The 26791-nt window shown below is 68.0% G+C and carries 22 protein-coding genes and 1 riboswitch; of the genes, 18 read left to right on the top strand and 4 right to left on the bottom strand.

Annotated features, from left to right (window positions below):
- Nucleotides 1-141 precede the first annotated feature (141 nt).
- From NMI01S_RS06140 to NMI01S_RS06125, 4 genes are all read left to right on the top strand, one after another.
- Complete coding sequence (locus NMI01S_RS06140) at nucleotides 142-1113, top strand: NAD(P)H-dependent flavin oxidoreductase (RefSeq protein WP_062994995.1); 972 nt, start codon at nucleotides 142-144, stop codon at nucleotides 1111-1113.
- A 190-nt stretch (nucleotides 1114-1303) separates the two neighbouring features.
- Nucleotides 1304-1600, top strand: a complete 297-nt coding sequence (locus tag NMI01S_RS06135) for an acyl carrier protein (RefSeq protein ID WP_245716726.1) — start codon at nucleotides 1304-1306, stop codon at nucleotides 1598-1600.
- Entirely contained in the window at nucleotides 1597-6780 is a 5184-nt protein-coding gene (locus NMI01S_RS06130; RefSeq protein ID WP_062994994.1) for a type I polyketide synthase, read from the top strand. The genes NMI01S_RS06135 and NMI01S_RS06130 overlap by 4 nt, the downstream gene beginning before the upstream one ends.
- On the top strand, nucleotides 6777-8498 hold the full coding sequence (locus tag NMI01S_RS06125; RefSeq protein WP_063920661.1) for a fatty acyl-AMP ligase: 1722 nt from the start codon (nucleotides 6777-6779) through the stop codon (nucleotides 8496-8498). Before NMI01S_RS06130 ends, NMI01S_RS06125 begins: the two co-directional genes overlap by 4 nt.
- Here the strand turns inward: NMI01S_RS06125 and NMI01S_RS06120 are convergent.
- The 3 genes from NMI01S_RS06120 to NMI01S_RS06110 all read right to left on the bottom strand — a co-directional run bounded on the left by NMI01S_RS06120 (nucleotide 8475) and on the right by NMI01S_RS06110 (nucleotide 10304).
- A complete protein-coding gene (locus tag NMI01S_RS06120; RefSeq protein WP_062994993.1) occupies nucleotides 8475-8861 on the bottom strand; it encodes an RNA-binding S4 domain-containing protein in 387 nt (128 codons plus the stop codon). The two genes, NMI01S_RS06125 and NMI01S_RS06120, sit on opposite strands and share 24 nt — an antisense overlap.
- 60 nt (nucleotides 8862-8921) lie before the next feature.
- Nucleotides 8922-9599, bottom strand: a complete 678-nt coding sequence (locus NMI01S_RS06115) for a C40 family peptidase (RefSeq protein ID WP_063920660.1) — start codon at nucleotides 9597-9599, stop codon at nucleotides 8922-8924.
- A gap of 18 nt (nucleotides 9600-9617) precedes the next feature.
- Nucleotides 9618-9782: riboswitch (cyclic di-AMP (ydaO/yuaA leader) on the bottom strand.
- Nucleotides 9783-10016: 234 nt separating this feature from the next.
- The gene (locus NMI01S_RS06110) at nucleotides 10017-10304 is read right to left on the bottom strand and encodes a hypothetical protein (RefSeq protein WP_062994991.1); all 288 of its coding nucleotides are present in this window, start codon (nucleotides 10302-10304) and stop codon (nucleotides 10017-10019) included.
- Between the two features lie 161 nt (nucleotides 10305-10465).
- Between NMI01S_RS06110 and NMI01S_RS06105 the strand changes: the two genes are divergently transcribed.
- Both NMI01S_RS06105 and NMI01S_RS06100 read left to right on the top strand, forming a co-directional pair.
- Nucleotides 10466-11650, top strand: coding sequence for an ATP-binding protein (locus NMI01S_RS06105; protein ID WP_062994990.1), 1185 nt, complete (start codon nucleotides 10466-10468; stop codon nucleotides 11648-11650).
- 94 nt (nucleotides 11651-11744) lie between these two features.
- On the top strand, nucleotides 11745-13700 hold the full coding sequence (locus tag NMI01S_RS06100) for an acyl-CoA dehydrogenase family protein (RefSeq protein ID WP_062994989.1): 1956 nt from the start codon (nucleotides 11745-11747) through the stop codon (nucleotides 13698-13700).
- 72 nt (nucleotides 13701-13772) lie between these two features.
- On the opposite strand, the gene NMI01S_RS06095 is transcribed toward NMI01S_RS06100, so the two are convergent.
- Nucleotides 13773-14903, bottom strand: a complete 1131-nt coding sequence (locus NMI01S_RS06095) for an epoxide hydrolase family protein (RefSeq protein WP_062995114.1) — start codon at nucleotides 14901-14903, stop codon at nucleotides 13773-13775.
- 250 nt (nucleotides 14904-15153) lie between these two features.
- Between NMI01S_RS06095 and NMI01S_RS06090 the strand changes: the two genes are divergently transcribed.
- The 12 genes from NMI01S_RS06090 to NMI01S_RS06030 all read left to right on the top strand — a co-directional run bounded on the left by NMI01S_RS06090 (nucleotide 15154) and on the right by NMI01S_RS06030 (nucleotide 26789).
- Nucleotides 15154-16170, top strand: a complete 1017-nt coding sequence (locus tag NMI01S_RS06090) for an alpha/beta fold hydrolase (protein WP_063920659.1) — start codon at nucleotides 15154-15156, stop codon at nucleotides 16168-16170.
- A gap of 179 nt (nucleotides 16171-16349) precedes the next feature.
- Nucleotides 16350-16640: an Rv0250c family protein gene (locus NMI01S_RS06085; protein ID WP_030514117.1), complete on the top strand. Its 291-nt coding sequence runs from the start codon at nucleotides 16350-16352 to the stop codon at nucleotides 16638-16640.
- Nucleotides 16641-16946: 306 nt separating this feature from the next.
- Entirely contained in the window at nucleotides 16947-17777 is an 831-nt protein-coding gene (gene sdhC / locus NMI01S_RS06080; protein ID WP_039781718.1) for a succinate dehydrogenase subunit SdhC, read from the top strand.
- A 60-nt stretch (nucleotides 17778-17837) separates the two neighbouring features.
- Nucleotides 17838-19853, top strand: coding sequence for a fumarate reductase/succinate dehydrogenase flavoprotein subunit (locus NMI01S_RS06075; protein WP_062994988.1), 2016 nt, complete (start codon nucleotides 17838-17840; stop codon nucleotides 19851-19853).
- A gap of 2 nt (nucleotides 19854-19855) precedes the next feature.
- Entirely contained in the window at nucleotides 19856-20602 is a 747-nt protein-coding gene (locus NMI01S_RS06070) for a succinate dehydrogenase/fumarate reductase iron-sulfur subunit (protein WP_062994987.1), read from the top strand.
- A 765-nt stretch (nucleotides 20603-21367) separates the two neighbouring features.
- Nucleotides 21368-21571 (top strand): hypothetical protein, encoded by a 204-nt coding sequence (locus tag NMI01S_RS06060; protein WP_036507264.1) that lies wholly within the window; start codon nucleotides 21368-21370, stop codon nucleotides 21569-21571.
- The gene (locus NMI01S_RS06055; protein WP_062994985.1) at nucleotides 21568-21819 is read left to right on the top strand and encodes a hypothetical protein; all 252 of its coding nucleotides are present in this window, start codon (nucleotides 21568-21570) and stop codon (nucleotides 21817-21819) included. The genes NMI01S_RS06060 and NMI01S_RS06055 overlap by 4 nt, the downstream gene beginning before the upstream one ends.
- 161 nt (nucleotides 21820-21980) lie before the next feature.
- Nucleotides 21981-22844 carry a DUF4190 domain-containing protein gene (locus NMI01S_RS06050; protein ID WP_062994984.1) on the top strand — a complete coding sequence of 288 codons (864 nt, stop codon included), beginning with the start codon at nucleotides 21981-21983 and terminating at the stop codon, nucleotides 22842-22844.
- A 163-nt stretch (nucleotides 22845-23007) separates the two neighbouring features.
- Nucleotides 23008-23760, top strand: coding sequence for a 3-oxoacyl-ACP reductase FabG (gene fabG, locus NMI01S_RS06045; RefSeq protein ID WP_036507270.1), 753 nt, complete (start codon nucleotides 23008-23010; stop codon nucleotides 23758-23760).
- A gap of 56 nt (nucleotides 23761-23816) precedes the next feature.
- Nucleotides 23817-24683, top strand: a complete 867-nt coding sequence (locus NMI01S_RS06040) for a carbohydrate ABC transporter permease (RefSeq protein ID WP_062994983.1) — start codon at nucleotides 23817-23819, stop codon at nucleotides 24681-24683.
- Nucleotides 24673-25512, top strand: coding sequence for a carbohydrate ABC transporter permease (locus tag NMI01S_RS06035; protein ID WP_062994982.1), 840 nt, complete (start codon nucleotides 24673-24675; stop codon nucleotides 25510-25512). The genes NMI01S_RS06040 and NMI01S_RS06035 overlap by 11 nt, the downstream gene beginning before the upstream one ends.
- Complete coding sequence (locus NMI01S_RS06030; protein ID WP_062994981.1) at nucleotides 25509-26789, top strand: ABC transporter substrate-binding protein; 1281 nt, start codon at nucleotides 25509-25511, stop codon at nucleotides 26787-26789. The genes NMI01S_RS06035 and NMI01S_RS06030 overlap by 4 nt, the downstream gene beginning before the upstream one ends.
- Nucleotides 26790-26791 lie beyond the last annotated feature (2 nt).

Here is a 26791-nt window from a genome sequence, read left to right as displayed (position 1 = left end):
TATCGACCCATCCGGGCAGGCCCGGCTCGCACGCGGCCAGGCACCCGAGGGGCGGCAGTCTGTGCACACACCGGCATCGAGTCGTGCCGGAGATGCCGGGCGCGTCGCCCCGAGTCGTACCGCGGCCAGGAGGACAACCAGATGTTGCGCACCAGATTCACCGAGATGTTCGGTATCGAACACCCGATCGTGCAGGGCGGCATGATGCACGTCGGCCGCGCCGAACTCGTGGCGGCGGTCGCCAACGCCGGAGGTCTCGGCTTCATCACCGCGCTCACCCAGCCGACCCCCGACGATCTGCGGCGCGAGATCGAGCGCACCCGGCAGCTGACCGACAAGCCGTTCGGTGTCAACGTCACCATCCTGCCGTCGATCAACCCGCCGCCGTACCAGGAATACGCCCAGGCGATCATCGAATCGGGCGTGAAGATCGTCGAGACCGCCGGCAGCAACCCGGAGCCGTTCCTGCCGTACTACAAGGAAGCCGGAATCAAGGTGCTGCACAAGTGCACCAGCGTCCGGCACGCGCTCAAGGCGCAGAAGATCGGCGTCGACGGCGTGAGCATCGACGGTTTCGAATGCGCCGGCCACCCGGGTGAGGACGACGTGCCCGGCCTGATCCTGATCCCGGCCGCCACCAAGGCGCTCGACATCCCGGTCATCGCGTCGGGTGGTTTCGCCGATGCCCGCGGCCTGGTCGCCGCGCTGGCGCTGGGCGCCGACGGCATCAACATGGGCACCCGCTTCCTGTGCACCGAGGAGTCCCCGGTGCATCGGAAGGTCAAGGAGCAGATCGTCGCCCATACCGAGCGTGACACGCAGCTCATCTTCCGCACCATGAACAACACCGCCCGGGTGGCCGACAACGAGATCAGCCGCAAGGTGGTCGAAATCGAGGCCGCCGGAGGCAAATTCGAGGATGTGCGCGATCTGGTCGCCGGCGCGCGCGGCCGCCGCGTCTTCGACGAGGGCGACCTGGACGCCGGCATCTGGTCGGCCGGACAGGTGCAGGGCCTGATCGACGACATCCCGACCTGCGCCGAACTCATCTCGCGCATCGTGGACGAGGCCGAGACGCTGATCAACTCCCGGCTGGGTTCGCTGGTCGTCTGATTCCGGCATTCGGCGCGAGCCGCGACCGCCACGGTCGCGGCTCGTTTCCGTCACTCTCGTCCCTGTGGCCTCAGCTGTCTCGACCTCTTCACCGGGCCCCGACTTGTCGGCATAATCGCTGGGGAACCTGCACCATGCGGGACACCCGCACCCGGTCGGCACCGTGAGCCGCCGCGCGACGATCGCGCACGTGGCCTCGAGACCGTCGTGCGACGGCGCCGGATACGGGGAGGAAGTGGCGGTGGGGCGGCGGGAGCGGATCGACACCATGGCGGACGCGGCGATCGCTGCGATCGCGCACATGCTGGACGCCGAACCCGAATCCGTCTCGACCACACTGCCTTTCACCGATCTGGGGTTGACCTCCGCGCAGCTCGCTCGTCTCACCGGTGTGCTGGAAGACGCGCTCGGCGTGGAGATCTCGCTCACCGATCTCTACGACAACCCGGATATCGAGCGGCTCGTCGACCATCTCGAGGGCCGATGACACCCGCCACCCCATCGATATCGATCATCGGTATCGGCTGCCGAGTACCGGGCGCGTCCGGCGTGAACGACCTGTGGCGCTTGCTGATCGAGAGCCGCAGCGGGGTCGGCGACCCGCCGCCTGATCGCGACGGCGCGGGCCGCGGTGGCTATCTGGATTCGATCGCGGAATTCGACAACGAGCGCTTCTCTATCTCGGATCGTGAAGCGGCACTGATGGATCCGCAACAGCGGCTGGCACTGGAGGTCGCGGTCGAGGCGATCGACGATGCCGGAATCGGCTATCGGCTGGGCGGATCGAATACCGCGGTTCTGTTCGGTGCCTGCGGTTTCGACCACGGAGCGGTCGTCCTCGGCAACGGCGGGCAGGACGCCCCCTACGCGGTGACGGGATCCGCGCTCAGCATCATCGCCAATCGGATCTCCTATGCCCTGGATCTGCACGGACCGAGTGTGGTGCTCGACAGCGCCTGTTCGTCCTCGCTCGCCGCGGTGGACCTCGCGCTGCGGCTGCTGGCCGACGACACGGTGCCCTACGCCATCGTCGGCGGCGTGAATCTCGCTCTGCTGCCACATACTTCGCAGTATCTGGAACAGGGCGGCTTCCTGGCGCCGGACGGGCGGTGCAAACCATTCGACGCGGCCGCCGACGGATACGTGCGCGGTGACGGGGCGACGGTGCTGGTGCTGCAGCGCACGGCCGACGCCCAGCGTGAGGGCAATCGCCGCTATGCCGAGATCGCCGGTGCCGCCGTGGGTTCGGACGGACGCTCGAACGGTCTGTACGCACCGAACGGACGCGCGCAACAACAGGTGATCCGCACAGCGTGGGCACGCGCGGGCCTCGACGTACGCTCGGCCGGGTATTTCGAATGTCACGGCACCGGAACGCCGGTCGGCGATGCGGTGGAAATCGAGGCGCTGGCCGCCGTCCTCGACGCGAGCCGCGGTGCGGTGAAACCGTATGTCGGATCTATCAAATCGAATATCGGCCATCTCGAGGCGGCCGCCGGGGTGACCGGGCTGGCCAAGGTGGCGCTGTGCCTGCACCACGGAACCATCGTGCCCAGCATCAACTTCCAGCGCGAGAATCCGCTGTTGCGGTTGGCCGAACGCGGCCTCCGGGTGCCGGGCGAAGTGGTCGGCTGGGCCGCGGACTCCGGTGATCGGCGCTGCGCGGGAGTCAGCTCGTTCGGATTCGGCGGGACCAACGCGCATGTGGTCGTACGGGAGGCGGAGCCGGGACCGGTACGCGAGGTGCGGCCTCCGGTGCTCATCGGACTCACCGGTCGCGACGAGGACGAACTGCGCGAGACCGCGGCCCGGCTGGCGGGCACGGGGACGCCGTCACTGTCCGGCCCGGCGGCGGCCGGACGCGCACTGCCCCAGCCGATTCGGGCCGCGATCGTCGCGGACGACGCCGACGAGGCCGCCGACGCACTGCGCGCCCTGGCGAGCGGCTCGCACTCGCCGGCCCTGCTCGGAGTCGGTGGCCGCCGGCGCGGGCGCGTGCTGTTCCTGTTCTCCGGGCAGGGCGGTCAGCATCCTCGAATGGGGCGCGAACTGGCGGCCCGGTATCCCGAGTACGTCGACGCCGTGGCCGACGCGGCGGACGCCGTGGCGGATGCGGGCGGGCCGCGAGTGTGGACGCCCCGGCACGGCTTCGCCGACAGCGTCGGCGCCACCGAGACGGTGCAACCGGCGCTGTTCGTCTACCAGGTGGCGCTGGCCCGATTGCTCGCGGCCTGGGGAATCGAACCGGATGCGGTGGCGGGGCACAGCCTGGGGGAAATCGCGGCCGCCGTGGTCGCGGGGGCGTTGTCGCTCGATGATGCCGCACATCTGGTCACCGTGCGCTCGCGGGCGCTGGGCCGGCTGGCCGGGCAGGGCATGATGGCGATGCTCGAGGCGACACCGGACCAGGCGCGGCGGCTGGTCGAACCACTGCGCGCGGAGGTCGCCGTCGCGGCGGTGAACGGCCCCCGGACGGTGGTGGTGTCCGGCACCACGCGGTACATGGAGACGCTGCTGCGGCGAGCGCGACGGCGCCGGTACTACGTGCGGCCGGTGCCGGTGGACTTCGCGGCGCACAGCCCACAGGTTCGCGCGCTGGCCGGCGAATTCACCACCGCGCTCCGGGCGCCGGTACCGCGCACACCCCGAGTGCCGGTGTTCTCGACGGCACGGTCGGGCCGGGTCATCGATTCCGCCGCCATGGATACCGAGTACTGGATCGACAACCTCTGTGGCACGGTCGATCTGGACGCTGCCGTCGAATCGGCCGCGGGCCGGGGATACACCTCGATCGTGGAGATATCGCCGCATCCGGTGCTGGCGCCGGCCGTACGGGACTATCCCGAATTGGCCGACTCCGTCTTCGCGGCCGCGCAGCGCGACGGCGAGGTCGCGGCCCTGCTCCGGACCGTCGGTGCGATGTATGTGCGGGGGCGGCACGTCGACTGGTCGATCCAGGGCCCGGCTGCCGGTCCGGTGATCGAACGGCGTTGGCGGCGAAAAGCTTTCCCACTGCTCACCCGCACCGCGACCGACCCCGGACGCGAGCGACTGGACGATCACGTGGTGGACGGCGTGCCGACCGTGCCCGCCGCGTATTGGATTCGGCGCCTGCTGGATTCGGCGCCAGGACCGATCCGGCTGGCCGACTTCACGGTGCACGAACGCACGGATATCGCCGATCTCGCGGCGGTCGGCTACCGCAGCGGTTCGGATCTGCGCGTACTGCTGGGACCGGTGTTGCTCGCCTCGGCACGCGCCGACAGCGCCGCCGCACCCGCCGACATTCTCGGCTGGATGCGCACGGTGGACGCCCAGCGATCTTCAGTTGCGGCAGCGGACGAACTCGATATCGACGAGTTCTACGCATCCCTGCGCCGCCGCGGACTCGACTACGGTCCGCGCTTTCGGCCGCTGACGGCCATCCGTGCCGGAAACCGTTCCGCGGTCGGCGTCTTCGCTTCGATTCCGCTGTCCACGGCCGCGCTCGACGGCTGTCTGCAGCTGATCGCCGCCGCCGGCCGGGAGGTACTGCCCGCGGCCGGTCTCGCGGTGCCCGCGGCCATCGCGTCGGTATGGCTTTCCGATGCGCACCGCGTGCTGCTGACCGAGGCGCACGCGTTCGTGCGCGAGCACGGGCCCGACGGCCTACTGTGCGATGTCATCGCACTGGACCAGGACGACGCCCCCGCGGTGGCATTGATCGGTGTACGAATCGCGTTCTCGGGCAGGGTTTTCGACTCGCGGCGAGCGCCGAGTATCCCGTCCGGCCACCCGCTCGCCTACCGCCCGTCCGGACACGCCGGGTTCGTCGGCGACCGTTCCGGTGCTGCCGCCGACGGCAGTCCCTGCGTACAGCCGGAGAACACTCGCGCGCCGATCCTCGATGGGCCGCGCGAATCCCGCAGTGCCGGTGGCGATTTCGGCGGCGTCGCGAGCACGGGGATGCAGGTGCTTCGCCGGCGCACGGCCGTGCGGGGACGAGCCGAGTACGACGCGACGGTCGCCACGGCACCGGAGTGGGCGAACTCCGTACTCCGCGAGGAACAGTGGACCGTGTCACCGCCCACAGCGGCCGCCGCGCAGGCAGCGCATCCGACCGTCGAGCGGGCCTCGGTCGTCGGAGAATCGCGCCTCGCGAAGGCGATCGCCCGCGCGCTGGACCGGCACCTCCCCGCCGAGCGAATCGCCCGGGAGCCCGGCGAGTCGACGGCCCTGTCGGCTGCGGCGGCACGGGGATCGGCCCCCACGGCCGTCGTGTTGGTCTGGCCGGAAACAACGGGCACCGGTCCGCTCGTCACGGGCCTCGAGCGAGCCCTGCGCGTCCTGCAGCAGGTGATCGCCGCGGACACGACGGCGAGCCTCACCGTCGTGCTGCGAGATCCGGCGTCGCTCGAACACAGCGCCGTCGCCGCATTCGTACGGACCCTGCAGCTGGAATCCGGTCGGCCGGTGCGCCTGATCTGGGCCGGCGAATCGGACGCCGATACCGTGGGTGACCTCGTACTCCGTGCGTGCGGTCCGGCCGAAGTACGGATCGAGGGCGCGCGGAGGCTGGTCCGGCGGTTCCGGCGGCTGGGGGCGGCGGGTTCCGCGGTGCCGCTCTGTGCCGACGGCACCTATGTGGTGACCGGCGGACTCGGTGCGCTGGGGGCCGCCGCGGTTCGATGGCTGCTCGAGCGGGGTGCCCGCGATGTGGTGGTGCTGACCCGGCGACCCCGGCCGCTGCCGCCACTGCTCGACGGCGCCGAGGACCGGGTGGTGGTCGTGCGCTGCGATGTCGCCGATCGCGCGGATCTGGCCAACGCCCTCGACGACATCCGGGCGTGCGGATCGACGATCCGGGGTCTCGTGCATTCGGCGGGGGTGTTGCAGGACGCCGAATTCGACCGCGTGACAGGCGAATCGCTGGCGATGCACTTCGAACCCAAGGTGGCCGCGGCTGTCTCGCTGCTCGAACTGACCGCGAACGACCCGGTCGACTTCACCCTCCTGTTCTCCTCCGCCACCGGACTTTTCGGAGCGCCCGGCCAGGCCGCGTACGCCGCGGCCAACGCGGCCCTGGACGCGCTCGCGCACGGCAGCATCGGCCGATCGGTGACCAGCATCGCCTGGGGCAGCTGGGACGCCGGACTCGCCCGCGCGGCCGGGGGCGCCGCACATCTGCGGACCGCCGGCATCACGCCCTTCGACGCCGCCCGCGGCATGTCCGTGTTGTCCGCGATCCTCGGGCGCCCGCAAGCCGTGGTCCTCGCGCTGGACTACACGCCCAGCGATGATCCGGGTCCGATCGCGGCCCGGCTTCGCGACGCACTGGCTCCGCCGGGGACACGTGCGGCCGGTCCGGCACCCGAGCGCGTTCCGGAACCGGCGACCGTGGTGGACAGGAACGTTTCCCCGGTCGTCGAAGCTGTCGCGGGCGAGGACGTCCAGCGAATCGTCCGTGCCACGGTCGCCGGCGCACTGTCGCGCGACATCGAATCCGTCGATCCCGACGCGGATTTCGCGACCTTGGATCTCTCCTCGCTGCTGGCGATAGACCTGCGACGCCGTCTGGAGAACCGGCTGGGCATCCGGATCGCCACCGCGGAGCTGTTCGACAATCCCTCTGTCACGGCGTTGTCGGCCGCGTTGGCGGCACGCATGCCACGTCCGGGGCGACCGTGATCGACCTGTTGGCGGCATCCGTCGCGGACCGGGCGGCAGCCGCACCCGACGATCCGGCCTTCACCGCGCTGTCGTATCCGAGCGGCCGGGCGGCGACCGTCACGACGTCGGAATTGCACAGCGCGGCAGGCACACTGGCGCAGCGAATCCGCGAACGGTCAGCGCCGGGTGATCGTGTCGCGATCCTCTGCGAGCACGGCCTCGACTACGTCGTCGCCTTCCTCGCCTGTCTCTACAGCGCCCGGACCGCGGTGCCGCTGTTCCCGATCACGATGCGCCGCAATGCCGAACGGCTGCGGACGATCCTTCTCGACGCCGACTCGCGTCTTATTCTGCGCTCTCCCTCGGCGACCGGTGCGCACGACGTTCCGGATGCCGGCGACCTGCCGCCCGGCGAGCTCCTGACAGTCGACGCGCACGCTCACACCGGCGACATCCGGCAGGATCCGGTCGGCGCGCATCCCGCCTATCTGCAGTACACGTCCGGTTCCACCACGTCGCCTGCGGGAGTGCGTATCACGCACACCAACCTCGCGGCGGCACTCGATCAGCTACGGGCGGCCCTGGCGCCGGCCGGCGACGGCCCGATGGTCACCTGGCTGCCCTTCTTCCACGATATGGGGCTGGTGTTCGCCCTCTCGCTGCCGCTGTATCTCGGCGTCCATGCGATCACGCTGCCACCGGCCGACTTCGCCAAACGGCCGATCCGATGGCTGCGCGCGTGCAGCGACTATCGCGCGGCCACGACGGCGAGCCCGAATTTCGGCCTGTCACTGGCTGTTTCGGGTACCAGCGCGGAGGAACGCGACGGTCTCGACCTGTCGCCACTGGCTCTGCTGCTCAACGGGGCCGAACCGATCCGCGCCACCGCCCTGGGCGCCTTCACCCGCACCTTCGCACCGCACGGGTTCCGTCACCAGGCGCACACCGCCGGATACGGACTCGCGGAGGCGACACTTCCGGTGACGATCTCACCCCCGGCGACGGCGCCGATCTGTGTCGAATTCGATCGCGCCGCCCTGAGCTCCGGCCACGCGATCGTCGCGCCGGCGCAGGGGGACGGTATCGCCCTGGTGGACTGCGGCCGGCCCGCCGGCCAAATCGTGCGGATCGTCGATCCGGTCACGCTCACACGGTGCGACGACGGTGCGGTGGGTGAGATCTGGGTGCAGGGCCCGAATGTCGGCGCGGGATATGCGGGACTGCGTGAGCGGACCGCAGCCACCTTCGGCGCGGTGCTGCCCGGACAGTCCGGAACATGGCTGCGCACCGGTGATCTCGGTTTCGTCCACGATGGGGGTCTGTACATCGCGGGCCGCTTGCGCGACACCATCGTCATCGACGGCCGCAATCATTTCCCCGCCGATATCGAAGCCACCGCCGCCGGCTCCGCACCCGAACTGCGCCCGGGGCATATCGTGGCGTTCGGACTCGAGACCGGTGAGCGCGAGGACCTGGTGGTGGTCGCCGAAGTGGGGAGCCCACCGGCGGACGCGAGCGATATCGCGCGGCGGGTCCGGGTCGCGGTAACGACCGTGCACGGCATTTCGCCGACGGAGGTTCTGCTGTTGTCGCGCGGTGCGATTCCGAAGACCTCGAGCGGAAAGGTCCGCCGAGCCGAATGCCGCACTCGCTATCGGGCAGGAGAGTTCGGCAAGGGTTTCGGCACCGAAGCGGCCACCTGCCGCACGACCTCAGGTGGAATCGCGGCCGAGTAGCCGATCGGTGTCACGGCGTTCGCGCTTCGTGGGCCGTCCGGCACCGCGGTCGCGCTTGGGCATCGCGGCGACGATTTCGGGTGCGGGCGGCGGGGGGCTCTTGTCGATATAGCACTGCGTGGCAATCGAAGCGCCGACGCGTTTGACGACCAGCCGGACCACGACGACGATACGTTCGACTCCGGCATTACGGACCCGCACCTCATCACCGGACTTGATCTGATGAGCGGGTTTGACGGCGGTGCCGTTGACACGCACATGACCGCCGCGGCACGCGGTGGCCGCAGCGGATCGAGTTTTGAACAGCCGGACAGCCCAGATCCAGGAGTCGACCCGCGCTGTAGCTGGTTGTGCCTGTTCCAGTTTCGCTCCTCACAGTAGGCCCGGCGGGTCACCGCCGGGCCGTGCTGTCGAGCGGAACGACTAGGCGACGCGGCGTGCGGTGACGATCGAGTCGGGGTCCAGATGCGCGTAGCTGACGGTCTCGCCCGACTGCGGCGCCTGGAGAATCTTGCCATCCCCGGCGTACATGGACACGTGGCCGCCACCGTTCTGGATGACCAGGTCGCCCGGCTTCAGGTCCTGGAAGGCGACCGGCTTGCCGACGTGCGACTGTTCGAAGCTGGTCCGCGGCAGTTGAATTCCGGCCTGCTTGTACGCCCACTGCACCAGACCGGAGCAGTCGAAGTTCGAAGGACCGGAGGCGCCCCACACGTAGTCGGCGCCGATCTTGCTGCGCGCAGCGTCGAGGGCGACGTCGCCGACGCCGTGCTGCTGCTGCGGCTGACCGAACATGCTACCCATCGGGTTCTGCGCGGCGTTGGGGATGCTGGGCGCGATCGCCTGCGAGCTCAGCGCCTGCTGAACTCCCTTGATCTGATCCGCGTGATCGGCGAGCACCTGGTTCGCCTGGCTGACCTGCTGGTCGAAATCCGAACCCAGCGGAACGTCGAAGTTGCCGACGCCGGGAACGTTGATCGTGGCCGCCATGGCCGGAATCGCCGGAATCGCACCGGTTGTTGCCGCTACTGCGCCGCAGACCAGCGCACCCTTGACGGAATTCGGCAGCCGAGATTCCCGTTGCAGACTGTGTTTACCCACCGAGCTGAGTCTCCTGTTTCTTCCTTGCCCACGCGCCGACCGGGTTAGCTGACGGGTTCGGACCGGGAAGATTCGGCCCTACCCCATCGACCTTGCGACCGAAGAGGATTCACCCCAGTAACCTGGGTCCCCGGTTCAGCGATCGAGCTGCCCACTCGACTGCTGATTAGGCGGTGACTCAGCGGGCCGCCCCTCTAATGAAGCGACATACTCCGCGAAGTCACGAAGAGATTACGACGGCTCGGTGTTGTTGTCCACCCCACACGACGGCGTGTCTGCCCGCGTGTCGCCAAATCGCCAGGACCACCCCCGATTACAGCCCGGCGAAACGATCTGCTATGGAGATCACGACACGGTATCCACGGCGCTGTGCTCGTTATCGAAACGAGTCGCCCGGGCGTTACACCGGCGACCGATTCACTCGGCCTCTCCGCGCGCACGGACCGCGTGCTCCAGGTCCGCGATGCGACCGCGCGCGTCGGCCAGTTCGGTTTCCAGCCGGCCCAGGGCGATCACGAGGGGACCGACCGCGAGATCGGCCACCAGTTGCGGATCGTCGTACCCCTGCGCGATCGCGTGCAGGATGTTGTCGCGAATCTGTCGCGCCACGCTCGCTCCGGCGGGCACGTCCCAGGATCCGACGACCTCGGCCACCGTGGGGTTCGGCCGATCGCCGGACTGCTGATCTTCCGAATCGGTGGACATGACCCCTCCTGCGGACATTTCGGACCTCGATCAGCCCCCAGCGTAGAGCGCGCCGCGCCCGGTCACCCCGCGCGGCGGCTGCGATTCGATGGGATAGCGCAATCTAGGACATCCCCTATATATCCCGAGATTTCGGTGCGAAAGCGCTACGGTGTCGGGGCATGGACCCCGTGCGGAATCCGTATGCCCCGGGCGCCGGCCAGCGCCCGCCCGAACTCGCCGGGCGCGACAAACAGCTCGACGCGTTCGACATCGTGCTCGAACGCATCTCGCGCGGACGTCCCGAACGCAGTGTGATGCTCACCGGCCTGCGCGGCGTGGGAAAGACCGTGCTGCTCAATCAACTTCGGTCCACGGCCCGCTCGCGCGGGTGGGGAACCGGCAAACTGGAGGCCCGCCCGGATCAGGAATTACGGCGGCCGCTGGCCTCGGCGCTGCATATGGCGGTGCGCCAGATCGCGGTCGCCCATCGCAATCCCGAGATGGTCGACGATTTCCTGGGCATCCTCAAGGCCTTCGCCCTGCGCGCGACCGCTGACAAGGGGATGCGCGAACGCTGGCAACCCGGTATCGACGTCCCGGCCGTCACCGGGCGCGCGGACTCCGGTGACATCGAGATCGATCTGGTGGAGTTGCTCCTCGAAGCGGCTCAGCTGGCCCGCGATATCGGCGTCGGCATCGCCGTGTTCATCGACGAGATGCAGGATCTGGGACCGGCCGACATCTCCGCCATCTGCGGCGCCTGCCACGAACTGAGCCAGGAGACAGCGCCGTTGATCGTGGTGGGCGCGGGTCTGCCACATCTGCCGGCCGTCCTGTCGGCCTCCAAGAGCTACTCCGAGCGACTTTTCGGTTATCACCGCATCGACCGGCTCGATCGCGATTCCGCGGATCGCGCGCTGATCGCGCCCGCCGAGCGCGAGACGGTGGAGTTCACCGAGGAGGCGCTGAAAGCCTTGTACGACAAGGCAGATGGATACCCCTATTTCGTCCAGGCCTACGGTAAGGCCACCTGGGATGTGGCCGCCCGCAGCCCGATCGGCGCCGAGGATGTGGAACTGGCGGCCCCGGCGGCCGAGGAGGAACTGGCGGTCGGCTTCTTCGGCTCCCGCTACGAGCGGGCAACGCCCGCCGAGCGCGAGTACATGCGGGCGATGGCCGATCTGGCCGGCGACGACGGGCCGGTACCGACCGCGGCGGTCGCCAAGGAACTGGGTCGCAAACCCGCATCCCTGTCTCCGGCCCGGGACGGACTCATCAAGAAGGGGCTGATCTATTCCGCTGAGCGGGGCACGATCGGCTTCACGGTGCCGCATTTCGGGCGGTATCTGCGCGGCGTGCAGTAATTCTTCGACCCCGATTTCGCCGGAGGCCTACCGGCCAGTAACAAACCCTCCTACACTCGAATGTGATCCTGGTCACGTTTCGAGGGAGGATCCCATGGCGACAGCCGCGAAAGTTCACGCCACCGAAGAACAGGCCCGCGCACTGGTCGAGGAATCGCGCGAAAGCACCTGGGCCAAACCATCGTTCGCCAAGCAGATGTTCCTCGGCCGGTTCCGGCTCGACCTGATCCATCCGTACCCGCAGCCCGCTCCCGACGACGCGGCGCGGACCGAGGCCTTCCTGGAACGGCTGCGGGCCTTCTGCGAGACCTTGGACGGATCGGTCATCGAGGCCGAATCGAAGATCCCCGACGACTACGTCCGCGGCCTGGCCGAACTCGGCTGCTTCGGACTGAAGATCCCGCCGGAATACGGTGGGCAGGGCCTGTCGCAGGTCGGCTACAACCGGGCGCTGATGATGGTCGGCTCGGTGCACGCCAGTTTGGGCGTGCTGCTGTCGGCGCATCAGTCGATCGGCGTACCGGAACCGCTGAAGCTGGCCGGCACCGAGGAACAGAAGCGCGAATTCCTGCCCCGGTGCGCGCGGGGCGCGGTCAGCGCCTTCCTGCTGACCGAACCGGATGTCGGATCGGACCCCGCCCGGATGGCGAGTACCGCGACCCCGACCGCCGACGGCGAGGCCTACGAGCTCGACGGCGTGAAGTTGTGGACGACCAACGGTGTGGTCGCCGAACTGCTGGTGGTGATGGCGCGGGTGCCGAAGGGACAAGGCCATCGCGGCGGGATATCCGCCTTCGTGGTGGAGGCCGACACCCCCGGCATCACCGTCGAGCGCCGCAACACCTTCATGGGTTTGCACGGGATCGAGAACGGCGTCACCCGCATGCACAAGGTCCGGGTGCCCGCCCGCAATCTGATCGGACGCGAGGGCGACGGCCTGAAGATCGCGCTGACCACGCTCAACGCGGGACGGCTGGCCATCCCCGCACTGTGCACCGCGGCGGCGAAGTGGTCGCTGAAGATCAGCCGCGGCTGGTCGGCGGCGCGCGTGCAGTGGGGCCGCCCGGTCGGTGAACACGCGGCGGTCGCGTCGAAGATATCCTTCGTCGCCGCAACCGCTTTCGCGCTGGAGGCGGTCCTCGAACTGTCCGGCACCATGTGCGACGAGGCGCGCAACGACATCCGCATCGAAGCCGCGCTGGCCAAATTGTGGGCCTCCGAGATGAGCTGTCGCATCGCCGACGAACTGGTGCAGATTCGCGGCGGCCGCGGCTACGAGACCGCCGCCTCCCTGCGTCATCGGGGTGAGCGCGCGGTACCGGCCGAACAAATGGTGCGCGATCTGCGGATCAATCGGATCTTCGAAGGCTCCAGCGAGATCATGCGGCTGCTGATCGCCCGGGAGATGGCCGATGCGCATATGGCCGCCGCGGGCGCGCTGGTGGACCGTCATGCGGCGCTCAAGGACAAGGCCACCGCGGCGGTCGGGGCGAGCGGCTTCTACGCGAAATGGTTCCCGCAGTTGGCGGTCGGCCGTGGCACCCTTCCGACGGCGTATACCGAATTCGGGCCGCTGGCAACACATCTGCGCTATGTCGAGCGGATGTCGCGCAAGCAGGCGCGCGAACTGATGTACGCGATGGCGCGCTGGCAGGCGAAACTCGAATACCGGCAGGGGTTCCTGGGCCGCCTCGTCGATATCGGCGCGGAACTGTTCGCCATGTCGGCGGCCTGCGTGCGCGCGCAGGCCATGCGCGCCGAGGGCAGCCGGGACGCGGCCGCGGCGACGGAACTGGCCGACACCTTCTGCCGCCAGTCCCGGTTGCGGGTCGAGGCCGCCTTCGACGCACTGTGGGACAACACCGACGACGCCGACACCGCGCTGACCCGGCAGGTGCTCGACGGCCGCTACGAGTGGCTGGAGTCGGGCGTGCTCGACCAGAGCGAGGGCACCGGCCCGTGGATCGCGGAGTGGGAGTTCGGGCCGTCCACCGAGCACAATCTGCTCGCCCCGTTCCTGCCGTCCACGCGCACGGCGGCCGACGTGTAGCGATCCATCGGGAAATCTACGGTTGTCTAGCATTTTCGGTAGGTGGCCTCAGATTTCCCGATGGCCCGTCACTCAGCCGAGATCGCCGAAGAATCTGCGCAGGTCGGCCGCATATGCCCGGGGCTGATCCATCGCGATGAAATGGTGTCCCGCCGGATTACCCTCCGGCCAGTGCACGACTTTCGCGGTGCGTTCGGCGAGCCGGCGGATGCCCGGTGCGCCGCTGTACACCCCGGTCGGGACCCGCGCCGAACCGGTCGGCCAGGCGAAGCTCGTGCTGTCGTAGTACGACCAGGCCGAGGTCCCGAAACTCTGGGTGAACCAGTAGATGCCGACGGTGGTCAGCAACGCGTCGCGGTCGATCGCCGCGTCGAGCGCGCCGGCGGCGCTGAAGTCGGTGTACTTCTGCACCATCCAGGCCAGGGCGGCGGCGGGCGAATCGTTCCATCCGATCGAGAAGGTCTGCGGCGCCGCACGCAGCAGACCGTGATGATCCACGCCGTTGACCCAGTCCGCCGACATCATCGCCTCGTAGCCGGCTCGTTCGGCATCGGTCAGAATCGGCACATCGGCCTCGGTCGGGAAGCCGAGACCGGCGGTGATGTAGAGCCCGGCCACCCGGTCGGGCGCCGCCTCGGCGATCGCGGTGCCCACGTAGGTGCCCAGGTCGCCGCCCTGTACGCCGTACCGCCGATAGCCGAGCCGGGCCATCAGTTCCACCCACATCCGGCCGACACGGTCTGCGCTCCAGCCGGTTTCGGCAGGCGCGGCCGAGAAGCCGTACCCCGGCACCGACGGTACGACCACATGGAAGGCCCGCCCGGGATCGCCACCGTGCGCGCGGGGATCGACGAGAAGGTCGATGAGGCCGGCGAATTCGGCGAAGGTGTTGGGCCAGCCGTGGTTGAGAATCAGCGGCAGCGCCTCCGGCTCGGGCGAGCGCACGTGCAGGAAGTGCACATCGAGACCGTCGATCTCGGTGCGGTACTGCGGGAAGCGATTGAGCCGGGCTTCCTGTGTCCGCCAGTCGTATTCGGTGCGCCAGTACTCGGCCAGTGCGCGGAGCCGAGCGACCGGGACGCCCCGGCTGCCCTCCGCGCCGGGCAGTTGCGGCGCCCAGCGCGTCCGCCCGAGGCGATCACGCAGATCGTCGATGTCGGACTGGGGAATGTCGATGTGGAAGCTGCGGATCTCTGCGCTCATGAATTCCACGCTAGGGGCGATATAGGCCAGTTTCGGTCCTAGTACGGCGAGCCGGTTTCGCGCTCTTTCTATAGCTTTCTAGAAATTCTCTTAGATACGCGAATACTCTGACGATTCCACTCGTGCCGGAGCGTCTGGCGAACGAGCGGGAGCAGTTGTGCAACTTCTGCATAACACCAGGTTATGACCGTTAACGCCGCGGCAATCAATTCCGACATCCGGGCAGGTACGGACTCTGCAGGAGGACGTCATGTCCACGACGATCGCCACCCGCGTCACCGTCTGCGCCGACGACGGCACCCCACTGGCCGCCTGGACCTTCGGTCCGCTCACGGCCTCGGTGACGGTGGTCTTCGTCCACGGCCACTGCCTGCGGACCGAGTCCTGGTGGTTCCTGCGGGATCAGCTGCTGCGGCAATGGGGCTCCGGCACCCGGATGGTGTTCTACGACCACCGTGGCCACGGCGATTCCGCCGGCGCCCATCCGATGACCTACACCATCGACCAGCTGGGCCACGATCTCGACGCGGTCCTGCGGGCGGTCGCGCCGACGGGACCGGTGGTGCTGGTCGGCCATTCCATGGGCGCGATGGTGGTGCTGGCCTACGCTCGCCTGTTCCCGGCCACGATCGGCACCCGGGTGGTCGGCGTCGGGCTGATCGCCGGGGCGGCCGCCGGCATCACGGCGGTGGGACTGGGCCGACTGCTGAACCGGCACACCGTGACCTCACTGCGGGTCGCGGTCCAGCGGGCGCCGCGGGCACTCCAGGTGTCGAAGCGGTTGGGGCGCCGCGTTTTCGAGCCGATGGTGCGGGAGGCCAGTTTCGGCTCGCGGCGGGTGAATCCGCGCATGGCCGCACTCGCCACCGCGATGCTCAACGACACCCCACTGCCGACGATGGCCTACTTCCTGGATTCACTCATCCACTTCGACGAGACGCCCACACTGCGCCTGCTGTCGGATCTCCCGGCCCTGGTTCTCGGCGGATCGGCCGACATCATGATTCCGTTCGCGCATTCGGTGGTACTCGCCGCGCAACTCGGCTGTGCCGAACTGGTCCGGCTCGACGGCGCCGGACACAGCGTGATCCTGGAACGCGCCGAGGAGGTGGCGGTGGCCGTCGCGGCACTCGTGGACCGCGCGACCGGAACGCCGGCCGTCACGCCCGAAGGTCGTGGAGCCGACACCGCCGCGCGTCCGGTTCTCGCGACGCTCGTCGAGATGGCGTCCCCGTCGGCCGCGACGATCCTGCCGGCCGCCGGGTGAGGTTCGTACACCGCGCCGGGCGCGCAGGTGGCGAGATCTTTTTCCAGCGGCGACGAGCCAGAACGCGAATGATCACGTAATGTGTTGTAGATCACGATGTGCGGTCCGTCACAGGTTTGATCTTGCCCCGCGGGCGAGATCCGATCCGATGATCGGCCCGGAAGCACCAGGAGGTTTCGATGACACGCAGTGAGATCGCCGAACTGCGCTTCGCGGTCGGACAGCTCCGGCAATGTGTCGGCGCGTTGCGCACCCACTACGGAGATGCCAACTCGGTCCGCCGGCTGGAGAACGATCTCGAACGACTCACCATCGACGCCGAGGAGTTCGAGCACACCCCGCCGCCCGAGGTGGACAGCCGCCGGCAGCAGGAGGTCATCTACGTGCCGGACAGCAAATCCGACGAGGCGGCATGGATGGGCGCACAGGACGAGGGCCTCGGCTTCCATTCGAGGCCGCGCACCAAGTAACCCGACGTTCACCAGCAGCACGGGCCGTCGCGGCGGCCGTCCATTCCGCCGTGACGGCGCTGCGGCCCGTCGGTTCCCACCCCACCGTATTCGCGAAGAAGGTCCGAAGTAGCTCGTCATTCACTCATTGCACCGCCGCCGTCGAGCGCTCAGAAAATGTGGCGCAAATCATAGGACGGAGCGGCGACAGAACTTGCCTGGACCGGCCTCGAGTCATAGCCCGGTTGTCGTATGGTGCTCAGCATCACATTCGACGCCGGAGGTAACGATGACGTTCCACGGGGTAGACCAGCGAGGCAGCTTGCAGTGAGCGCAGCACCGACACGCGCCCCCGAGGCGGGCACGGGAGTTTTCAGCAAAGGCCGAGCGGCCATTTCCACACGCACTCTGCGTACCGACCGATGGTGGGTCCCCCCACTGCTCACGGTGCTCGGACTGGCCGCATTCATCATCTACGCCACCGTGAGAGCCTTTGTGCGAACGGCATATTGGGTCTCCGACTATCACTATCTGACGCCGTTCTACTCACCGTGCGTGAGTACGTCGTGCGTCGAGGGTTCGAGCCACTTCGGACACTGGGTCGGCAACCTGCCGATGTGGATTCCGCTCGGTTTCCTGGTGCTGCCGTTCCTCCTGCTGTTCCGGTTGACCTGTTACTACTACCGCAAGGCCTACTACCGCGCGGTGTGGTTCTCACCCCCGGCCTGCGCGGTCGCCGAACCGCACGGCAAATACACCGGTGAGACGCGGCTTCCACTGATCATCCAGAACGTGCACCGCTACTTCTTCTATGTCGCGGTCGTCGTGTCGGTGGTCAACACCTACGACGCGGTCATGGCGTTCCACGGCAAGGACGGCGGCTTCGGCTTCGGCCTGGGCAACATCGTCCTGGTGGTGAATGTCGTTCTGCTGTGGGCATATACGATCTCGTGCCACTCCTGCCGGCATATCACCGGCGGCCGTCTCAAACACTTCTCCGCCCATCCGGTGCGCTACTGGATGTGGACGCAGGTGTCGAAGTTGAACACGCGGCACATGCAGCTGGCATGGACCACGCTGGCCACCCTGGCGATCACCGACTTCTACATCATGCTGGTCGCCAGCGGGACCATCTCCGATCCGCGTTTCATCGGTTGATTCCGGCGACAGACAACGCCATAGAGCCCCATTCCTCAGTGTCCCAGGAGTATTCGTTTCATGCCTGAAGTCGAACGGCACAAGTACGACGTCGTCGTGATCGGTGCCGGTGGCGCCGGCCTGCGTGCGGTGATCGAAGCGCGCGAACACGGCCTCTCGGTGGCGGTGGTGTGTAAATCGTTGTTCGGCAAGGCCCATACGGTCATGGCCGAAGGCGGATGCGCCGCCTCGATGGGCAATGCCAACGAGAAGGACAACTGGCAGACGCATTTCCGCGACACCATGCGTGGCGGAAAATTCCTCAACAACTGGCGCATGGCCGAACTGCACGCCCAGGAAGCACCCGACCGGGTGTGGGAGCTGGAGACGTACGGGGCGCTGTTCGATCGGACGCCCGACGGGCGGATCAGTCAGCGCAACTTCGGCGGGCACACCTACCCCCGCCTCGCCCATGTCGGCGACCGCACCGGCCTCGAGATCATCCGCACCATGCAGCAGAAGATCGTCTCGCTGCAACAGGAGGATTACGCCGAGACCGGCGACTACGAGGCCCGGATCAAGGTGTTCGCCGAATGCACGATCACCGATCTGCTCAAGGATACGAGCGGGATCGGTCAGCGCCCGGAGGAGGCAGCGGGCGTAACCACGGAGGGCGCCCGATCCCGCTCCAGTGACACAGGCGCAATCTCCGGTGCGTTCGGGTACTGGCGGGAGTCGGGACGGTTCATCCTGTTCGAGACTCCGGCGGTCGTGCTGGCCACGGGCGGGGTGGGCAAGTCCTACAAGGTCACCTCGAACTCGTGGGAATACACCGGCGACGGTCACGCCCTCGCACTGCGCGCCGGCGCCTCGCTGATCAACATGGAATTCCTGCAGTTCCATCCGACCGGGATGGTCTGGCCGCCCAGCGTGAAGGGCATTCTGGTCACCGAGGGTGTGCGCGGTGACGGTGGCGTGCTCAAGAACACCGAGGGCAAGCGCTTCATGTTCGAGTACATCCCGGCGGTGTTCAAGGGCCAGTACGCCGAGACCGAGGACGAGGCCGATCAGTGGTTGCGCGACAACGACTCCGCGCGCCGCACCCCGGACCTGCTGCCGCGCGACGAGGTGGCCCGCGCGATCAACGAAGAGGTCAAGAACGGGCGCGGCACCGAGCACGGCGGGGTGTACCTCGACATCGCCTCCCGGCTGCCGGCCGCCGAGATCATGCGGCGGCTGCCGTCGATGCATCACCAGTTCAAGGAGCTGGCCGATGTCGACATCACCAAGGAGCCGATGGAGGTCGGGCCGACCTGTCACTACGTGATGGGCGGCATCGAGGTCGATCCCGACACCGGCGCGGCCACCGTGCCCGGATTGTTCGCCGCCGGTGAATGTTCCGGCGGTATGCACGGATCCAACCGGCTCGGCGGCAACTCGCTGTCGGACCTGCTGGTCTTCGGGCGACGCGCCGGGCTGGGCGCGGCCGCCTACGTCGAACAGCTGGCTCAGCGCCCGGCCGTCGCCGACGCCGATATCGATGCGGCCGCGAAATCCGCACTGGCACCCTTCGATCCGCCGGCCACGGGGACCGGGGAAAACCCGTACACCCTGCACACGGATCTGCAGCAGACGATGAACGACCTGGTCGGCATCATCCGCAAGGAGCACGAACTCGAACAGGCCATCGGACGGCTGGGTGAACTGCGTGAGCGCTACGACAGTGTGACCGTCGAGGGCCACCGTCAGTTCAACCCCGGCTGGCACCTCGCACTCGACCTGCGAAACATGTTGCTGGTCAGCGAATGTGTCGCGCAGGCGGCGCTGCTGCGCACCGAGAGTCGCGGCGGTCACACCCGCGACGACCATCCGCAGATGGATGCGCAGTGGCGCAATCGGTTGCTGGTGTGCCGGATCGATCCGGACGGTGTCGGCCAGACCGTGCCGCCGGTGACGGTCACCTCGGAGGATCAGAAGCCGATGCGGCCGGATCTGCTCGCCCTGTTCGAGTTGAGCGAGCTGGAGAAGTATTACACCCCGGCGGAGACCGCCGCTCATCCCGCGGCCGCCGAATCATCCGCGAAAGGGGATGAGTAGCAATGGGTTACGATGCCCACTTCCGCGTGTGGCGCGGTGACGACGACAAGGGCGAACTGCAGGACTACACCGTGGAGGTGAACGAGGGCGAGGTCGTCCTCGACATCATTCACCGGTTGCAGGCCACCCAGGCTCCGGATCTGGCGGTGCGCTGGAACTGCAAGGCCGGTAAGTGCGGTTCCTGTTCGGCCGAGGTGAACGGCCGCCCGCGCCTGCTGTGTATGACCCGAATGTCGACCTTCACCGCCGACGAGGTGGTGACGGTGACGCCGATGCGCACCTTCCCGGTGATCCGCGACCTCGTCACCGATGTCTCGTTCAACTATCGGAAGGCCAGGGAGATACCGTCTTTCACGCCGCCGGCCGATCTGAAGCCCGGGGACTACCGGATGCAGCAGCGCGATGTGGAACGCTCGCAGGAGTTCCGCAAGTGCATCGAATGTTTCCTGTGCCAGAACACCTGTCACGTCGTGCGCGACCACGAGGACAACAAGAATGCCTTCGCGGGGCCGCGGTATCTGATGCGGGTTGCCGAGTTGGAGATGCATCCCCTGGATGTGGCCGACCGGCGCGAGATGGCGCAGGAGGAGTTCGGGCTCGGTTACTGCAACATCACCAAGTGCTGCACCGAGGTGTGCCCGGAACACATCAAGATCACCGACAATGCCCTCATTCCGATGAAGGAAAGGGTTGTCGATCGCAAATACGATCCGATCGTCTGGCTGGGTAACAAATTGTTCCGGCGATAATTCGACGGCGGAATCGGCGACCGTATCGGTCGCCGATTCCGCCGTTTCTTTTCACCCTGTTCGAATAACGACATCAGGTAGCCGGTCGGTCCGCCGACCGGCTACAGCATTGTCACCACACCGATCGCGACGACGGCGACCAGTGCTCCGCCCAGCAGCGACGAGAGCATGGCCCCGGTCAGTACGTAAACCCCGACGGCCGATACCACGAACAACATTCCGACGATGAGGTGTTCTACCCAATCACCCGGAAGCAGTTTGCGGTACCGAGGTGAGGTGTTTCTCAGCCCGCGATCCATGTAGTTTTGATTACCCGATCACGGCCTGGGTAAACATACATTCGTTGCGAAACGGGTGCGGTTTCGTGATCTGCCGGCAAATACTCGGGGCGCGGGCCCGGGGCCGCGGCGGGACGGCATGCCCGACGTGTTCGCAGGTAGCAGGGCTCGAGCGGATGCGAAAAGTCCTTTTTCCCAAGCTGATTCGCTGCTGGCGATTCGCTGGGAATCGGACGGGATCGGCGATTCCGCCCCGCGCAGCGCCGATCTGATGGATGCTGAGAGTGTGCTCGCAGCGGGGCCCCGGAGTCGGCTCGCCGGGCACAGTCGGGTATCGCATGCAGGAACGAGGAGTCATGGCTGTTCATGTCATCGGGTCGTCGTTGATGACCAGCGAACTTTCGTCCGCTTCGACCGGCCGCGCCGCGACCGGACCACAGGATCCACCAGCTCCACCGCGCCGCCGGTTCGCGGCGGGGGTGTGCGAATGCAACTGACGAATCTGCACATGCCGGTCGCCGGGCTGCTGCGCTGCGGCGCCGATCCGGGCATCATGACGGTCGAACAGGCCCATGCCGCAATGCAACTGCACCTCGACTGCACCGTCGATACGTGCGTGGTCAGGCGGCGGGCACGGGCGGTGCTGGTCGAACAGGGCCGCTGCGTCCTCGACGATCGGGCCATCCCGTGACCGCGTTCGCCGGGGGCGGCGCCCGGCATGCCGCCCACCGACACGCACGCCACCGGGTCCGCGGAGGGTACCGCGCGGCCGTCCAGCTACCGGAGACCCGGCCGCTACCCGTCGGCGGCGCCCACCGTCCACGCCATGCGCGCCGCAGCGGACCGGATCTGTACGACCGCATCGTCCTTGCGATTGCCGGTTGGCTGCTGGCGATCCGGATCGCCTTCGTCGGAGAGCATGTGATCGACGAGGTCTAGCGGCGCGCGCCGGACGCTCGGGGATGACGTCCGGCGCCTCCGGGCGCACCGCCGCCCGGCCCTGAACAGACGGGGGTTGCGGGTCGCGCCGATCCACCTATTCTTCTCGGTAACGGGCGGGGTCCGCGTGTCCAGGTTCCTGCACGACCGAGAGGAACCACATGGCCCGCAACCAGTACGCGGACGAACGCTGGCCCGAGGTTTCCGAGGAGGAGTACTGGGCCGACGAGCCGGTCCCCGCGGACGACCGCTGGGACCCGCCACCACCGCGACGGGCCCCCAATCCCCGAGTCGCCGAACCCTCCGACGACCGTTGGGAAACCACCCCGAACCGGCGCCGGCCGGCGGCCGAAGCCGAGGACGATCGCTGGGACAGCGCACCCAATCGCCGCCGTACCGGGCGGCTGCGGGTCGAGGTGCCGCCGATCGTCAATCCGTACGCGATCGTGGCGCTGGTGGCCGCGCTGCTCGGATTGTTCCCGGTGGCAATAGTATTCGGGCTGATCGCCTTCAGCCATCCGCGCGGGCGGGTGATGGCGATGTCGGCCCTGTTGCTCGGACTGGCCGAGGTGTTGGTTCTGGCCGCGGCGCTGGTGCTCTCGGGCGTCACCCTGCCGCACACCACGCTGGGCACGGTTCCCGCCGCACTCAGCACCGACACCGTCACCTCGAATACCGCAGTCTCCCGGACCGCCGCACCGACGGCGGTGGTGACACCGCCGCCCACCCCACCGGCCACCACCACCGCCACGCCCGCCGGGCCCGTCTCGGCGGCCAAGGGTGAGGTGTGCACGCAGGCCCAGGCCGGACTGATCGGGTCCGCGAGCGACGGCGCCACCCTGCTGTGCCTGCACGGCAGCAGCGGCTATCGCTGGACCGGGCCGTATTCGGTATCGACGGCGGTGTACGAGGGCGGCGCGAAATGCGATGCCGGTCTGGACAAGACGGCCCGCACCCCGGACGGGCACGCCCTGGTCTGCGAAGGACAGGGACGCAGCAGTATCTGGTCGCTGTGGGTGGAATAGCGGCTACCGCCGCGGTGGGTGGAATAGCGGCTACCGCCGCGGTGGGCGGAACAGCGGCTACCGCCGCGGTGGGCGGAACAGCGGCTACCGCCGCGGTGGGCGGAACAGCGGCGCGTACCGTTCTCTCACAGCGAATGTTCCGAGAGGTACAGGAGGACCGCCAATGGCTGAACGCGTTGCCGTCGTCACCGGCGCGGCACGAGGTATCGGGGCCGCGATCGCGACCCGGCTGGCTCAGGACGGACTGAAGGTGGGCGTACTCGACCTGGACGCGGCGCACTGCGCCGATACGGTCCAGGCGATCACCGACGCCGGCGGCCGGGCCGTCGCGCTGGGCGCCGACGTCTCGAACGAGGATTCGGTCGCCGCCGCGGTGACGAAGCTGGCCGACGAGCTCGGACCGCCGACCGTCCTGGTCAACAACGCCGGCATCCTGCGTGACAATCTGCTGTTCAAGATGAGCGTCGACGACTGGGACGCGGTGATGAACGTGCACCTGCGCGGCGCGTTCCTCATGAGCCGCGCGGTGCAGAAGTACATGGTCGACGCCAAGTGGGGTCGCATCGTGAACATGTCGAGCAGTTCGGCGCAGGGCAACCGCGGCCAGGTCAACTACTCCGCGGCCAAGGCCGGTCTGCAGGGCTTCACCAAGACCCTCGCGCTGGAACTCGGCAAATTCGGCGTCACGGCCAATGCCATCGCGCCCGGCTTCATCGTCACCGATATGACCGCCGCGACCGCCGAGCGGGTGGGCGTGCCGTTCGAGGACTTCCAGAAGGCGGCCGCCGCCCAGATCCCGGTGCAGCGGGTGGGCCGGCCCGAGGATATCGCGCACACCGCGTCGTTCCTGGTCAGCGAGGGCGCCGGCTTCGTCTCCGGGCAGGTCGTCTACGTCGCCGGCGGTCCGCTGGACTGAGCGAAGCCCGTCACCGCGGCGAGGCCGCTACCGGGTGCCCGGTAGCGTCACCTGCTGTGAACCGACGAGCGGTTCGTCGTGCCGTGACGAGTTGGGTGCTGCTGGCGCCGAGCCTGTTCGGGATCGGGGTCTTCCTGATCCTGCCGATCGTGCTGGTCGGCTGGCTCAGCCTGCACAGCTGGAATCTGCTCGGGCCCATGGAATTCGTGGGCCTGCGCAATTGGCGCTCGGTGCTGTCCGATGGCGCATTCGGCCATTCGCTCGTGGTGACGGGTGCGCTCACCCTGCTCGTGGTGCCGCTGCAGACCGTCCTCGGATTCGCGATCGCCGCGTTGCTGGTACGCCGGCGTGCCGGTGGTGCGTTCCGGGTGCTGTTCGCACTGCCCTGGATGTGCGCGCCGGTGGCGGTCGGCGTGATCTGGCGCTGGCTGTTCGCGCCCACCGACGGTGCGCTCAACGCACTGCTGGGCCGGCGGATCGAATGGCTGGCCGATCCGGCGCTGGCCCTGCCTTCGGTTGCGACGGTGAGCATCTGGTCGAACGTCGGCTATGTGGCGCTGTTCTTCGTCGCGGGCCTGCGGGCGATACCACCGGAGATCCACGAGGCGGGCGAACTCGACGGGGCCACGGGCTGGCGGCGGATTCGCTGGCTGACACTGCCGCTGCTGCGCCCCACCCTGTTCTTCGTCCTGGTCACGGGGACCATCACCGCGTTTCAGACCTTCGACACCGTCTACGCGCTGACCAAGGGCGGTCCGGGCGATCGCACGAATGTGGTGGCGATGCAGATCTTCTCGGAAGCGTTCGACGCGGCGCGGCCGGGACGGGCAGCGGTGATGGCGATCGTGGTGTGCGTGATCATGCTGGTGATCACCGTGCTCCAGCACCGCTACTTCCGTACCAGGACCAGCTATGAATTCTGATGTCCGGCACCGGCATTCGGCAGCTGCGCGATCGGTTGCCGCCTACCTGCTGCTGCTCGCGGGAGCCGGGTGCACGGTGGCGCCGCTGGTGCTGGGCGCCTTCACGGCCGTGAAGACGCCGGGACAGTTCGCCACGGAATCTCCGCTCGCACTGCCGGATCCGACGACCTGGGACAACTTCCGCGCGGCGTTCGACCAGGGGTTCGGCCGCGCGGTGCTGGTGACGGCGTTGATGACCGCGTTCATCACCGCCGGGCAGCTGATCACCTCGATCGCCGCCGCATACGCGTTCGGCTGCACCGAGTTTCGCGGCCGCGATCTGCTCTTCTGGATGTATCTGGCGACCATGATGGTGCCGCCGATCGTCACGTTGATTCCGCTGTATCTGATGTTCGCGCATCTGGGTTGGCTGAACACCTTCTGGGCGCTGGTGCTGCCGTTCGTCTTCGGCTCGCCGTACGCGATCTTCCTGCTGCGCCAATACTTCCGGGGCATACCGCGCGAGTTGATCGGCGCGGCGCGGCTGGACGGCGCGAACACCCTCGATGTGATCGTGCACGTCGTGGTGCCGATGAGCCGTCCCATTCTGGCGACACTCGCGGTGATCACGGTGGTGACCCAGTGGAACAGCTTCCTGTGGCCGCTGGTCGCCGGCTCGGGCCGCTGGCAGGTGCTCACGGTGGCGACCGCGGATCTGCAGACCCGCTACAACGAGCAGTGGACGCTGGTGATGGCGGCGACGACGCTGGCGATCGTGCCGCTGCTGGTGCTGTTCGTGGTGTTCCAGCGGCAGGTGCTGCGTTCCATCGCATGGACGGGCCTGAAATGAGAGCCGTCAAGACCTCGACGCTGAACGTGCTCGCCGTCGCGCTGGGCGTGGTCCTGCTGGTGACCGCGGCGCTGTGGCTGGGCCACGACGACGAGGGCGGCGCGGGTCGCACGGTGGTCCGGCTGCGGATCTGGGATGCGAGTTTCGTACCGGCCTATCGCGCCGCACTCGACGAATTCCAGCGAGCCGAACCGGATGTCGAGGTCCGGATCACGTTGGTGCCGTGGGCGTCCTATCAGCAGAAATTGCGACTCGACGTGGCGGGCGCAACGGTGGATGACCTGTTCTGGACGAATCTGTACACCGACTACGCCGATGCCGGGCGGCTGGCCGATATCGGCGCGATGCTGGGCCCCGAGGCGGTGCGGCAGTGGGATCCGGGCGCGGTGGAGCAGTACACCCGCCACGGAAAGCTCTGGGCGGTACCGCAGTTCGTGGATGGTGGTACGGCGGTCTACTACAACCGCGACGTGCTGACCGCGGCCGGGATCGATCCCGCGGAGCTCGGACGCGCGAGCTGGAATCCGCACGGACCGGATTCCTTCGAGCCGCTGTTGCGCCGGATCACCGCTGCCGCGCCGTGGGCTTACAACGCCGCCAACGATTTCCAGTCGCTGTCGCTGCCGTATCTGGGATCGGCGGGCGGGCGATTTCAGGACGGGGATCGGTACGTCTTCGACAGTCCACAGGGTGTGGATGCCTTCGGATATCTCGTGGGTCTGGTTCGGGCAGGGCTCACCCCGCCGGCGGCCGATACCCGCAGCGGCAGCGATTTCGCGAAAAACGCGTTCCTGCAGGGCAAGCTGGCGTTGTTCCAATCCGGAAGTTTCACTCTGGCGCAGATCGCGCAGCAGGCGCGCTTCGGCTGGGGGATCGCGATGATTCCGGCCGGGCCCAGCGGGCGGGTGAGCACCGACAACGCGATCGGCATCGCCGCCAACGCCCACACCGCCCATCCCGAAGCGGTGCGGCGCGTGCTGACCTGGCTCGGCAGCGCCGCCGGCAACCGCTATCTGGCGGCCGGTGGGCAGACCATTCCGGCGGTGACGGCCGATCAGCATCTGTACCGGGACTATTGGGCAGCGCGCGGGATCGACGTGTCACCGTTCTTCGATGTGCTGAACGGGCCGCGGATCGCGTCGGGCGGCGGGCCGGGATTCGCGGCCGCACTGCGGGCGATCGACCCGATCCTCGACGAGATGTTCCTCGGCCGCGTCCCCGTGCCCGAGGCATTGCATCGCGCCCAGATCGCCGCACAGGCCACGGCGCAGCGCTGATC

Origin of the sequence: Nocardia mikamii NBRC 108933 (genome assembly GCF_001613505.1) — a bacterium.
Taxonomy (GTDB): domain Bacteria; phylum Actinomycetota; class Actinomycetes; order Mycobacteriales; family Mycobacteriaceae; genus Nocardia; species Nocardia mikamii.
The sequence above is the reverse complement of the archived record's forward strand: the minus strand, read 5'-3'. Positions and strand labels throughout refer to the sequence as shown.

Coding starts and splice junctions, on each gene's coding strand:
- NMI01S_RS06140 (WP_062994995.1), top strand. CDS start 142: ATGTTGCGCACCAGATTCACCGAGATGTTCGGTATCGAACACCCGATC.
- NMI01S_RS06130 (WP_062994994.1), top strand. CDS start 1,597: ATGACACCCGCCACCCCATCGATATCGATCATCGGTATCGGCTGCCGA.
- NMI01S_RS06110 (WP_062994991.1), bottom strand. CDS start 10,304: ATGTCCACCGATTCGGAAGATCAGCAGTCCGGCGATCGGCCGAACCCC.
- NMI01S_RS06105 (WP_062994990.1), top strand. CDS start 10,466: ATGGACCCCGTGCGGAATCCGTATGCCCCGGGCGCCGGCCAGCGCCCG.
- NMI01S_RS06100 (WP_062994989.1), top strand. CDS start 11,745: ATGGCGACAGCCGCGAAAGTTCACGCCACCGAAGAACAGGCCCGCGCA.
- NMI01S_RS06095 (WP_062995114.1), bottom strand. CDS start 14,903: ATGAGCGCAGAGATCCGCAGCTTCCACATCGACATTCCCCAGTCCGAC.
- NMI01S_RS06090 (WP_063920659.1), top strand. CDS start 15,154: ATGTCCACGACGATCGCCACCCGCGTCACCGTCTGCGCCGACGACGGC.
- NMI01S_RS06085 (WP_030514117.1), top strand. CDS start 16,350: ATGACACGCAGTGAGATCGCCGAACTGCGCTTCGCGGTCGGACAGCTC.
- NMI01S_RS06075 (WP_062994988.1), top strand. CDS start 17,838: ATGCCTGAAGTCGAACGGCACAAGTACGACGTCGTCGTGATCGGTGCC.
- NMI01S_RS06070 (WP_062994987.1), top strand. CDS start 19,856: ATGGGTTACGATGCCCACTTCCGCGTGTGGCGCGGTGACGACGACAAG.
- NMI01S_RS06060 (WP_036507264.1), top strand. CDS start 21,368: ATGCAACTGACGAATCTGCACATGCCGGTCGCCGGGCTGCTGCGCTGC.
- NMI01S_RS06050 (WP_062994984.1), top strand. CDS start 21,981: ATGGCCCGCAACCAGTACGCGGACGAACGCTGGCCCGAGGTTTCCGAG.
- fabG (WP_036507270.1), top strand. CDS start 23,008: ATGGCTGAACGCGTTGCCGTCGTCACCGGCGCGGCACGAGGTATCGGG.
- NMI01S_RS06035 (WP_062994982.1), top strand. CDS start 24,673: ATGAATTCTGATGTCCGGCACCGGCATTCGGCAGCTGCGCGATCGGTT.
- NMI01S_RS06030 (WP_062994981.1), top strand. CDS start 25,509: ATGAGAGCCGTCAAGACCTCGACGCTGAACGTGCTCGCCGTCGCGCTG.